1 protein-coding gene is annotated in these 1022 nt (G+C 72.1%); it reads right to left on the reverse strand.

The genetic code is table 11. From position 1 onward, the window contains the following. Window positions 1-26: 26 nt before the first annotated feature. On the reverse strand, window positions 27-1022 hold a 996-nt coding region (locus AC5LUJ_RS03550; RefSeq protein ID WP_493464456.1), incomplete at its 5' end, for an ABC transporter permease.

Here is a 1022-nt window from a genome sequence, read left to right on the forward strand (position 1 = left end):
GGCTCACGAGGGGCTCCTTCGCACGCTCACGCGGGGCTCCTTCGCACGGTGGCGGCTACCACGACCCGTGGGTCCAACAACGGGTAGATCAGGTCGACGACCAGGTTGACCAGCACGAAGACCAGTGCGCCGAAGACGACGACCCCCTGCACGACCGGGAGGTCCTGCACGGAGACCGCGGCCGCGGTGATCCGGCCGAGGCCGTTGCGGGCGAAGACCGTCTCGATCACGACGGCGTTGGCCATCAGCTGCCCGACCAGCAGGCCGATGACCGTCAGCGCCGGCAGGGACGCGTTGCGCAGCGCATGGCCAAGATGGACGCGGGCCCGTCCGGCGCCCTTGGCCCGGGCCGTCTGCACGTACGGCTCGTCCAGCGCGGTGAGCAGGCTCTTGGCCAGCACCTGCGCGACCATCGCGCCGGTGGGGACCGCCAGGGTGACCGCCGGCAGGACCAGGCCGCGCAGCCCGTCGTTGCCGAAGGCCGGGAACAGCCGCAGCCGGAAGGAGAACAGCTGGACGATCATCAGGCCGACCCAGAACGTCGGTATCGACACCCCCAGCGACGGCAGCGACAGCAGGGCCTGGCGCAGCCAGCGCTGCGAGGTGTAGGTCGCGACCAGCGCCAGCCCGCCGCCGAGGAGCGTCGCGAGCAGCAGTGCCGCGCCGGTGAGCTGCAGCGTCTGCGGCAGCGCGTCGGCGATCACGGAGGTCACCGGCCGGCCGGTGGACACCGAGTCGCCGAAGTCGCCGCGCAGCGCACTGCCCAGGTAGTCGACGTACTGCACCAGCACCGGCTTGTCGAACCCGTACTGCCCCTTCAGCTCCTCAAGCCGCGCCGGGTCGATGGCCGAGGAGTCCATCCCGGCGCCGGCCATCGCCGAGACCGGGTCGCCGGGCAGGTAGTCCAGCACCAGGAACGACAGCGTGTAGGCCGCCCACAGCACGCCGGCCGCCTGCGCGAGACGCCGGATCACGTAACGTCGCATCCGCTGCCCTCCTCCCGCCCGACGCGGGCGTCCCGG

The organism is Protofrankia sp. CiP1_Cm_nod3 (assembly GCF_982290655.1).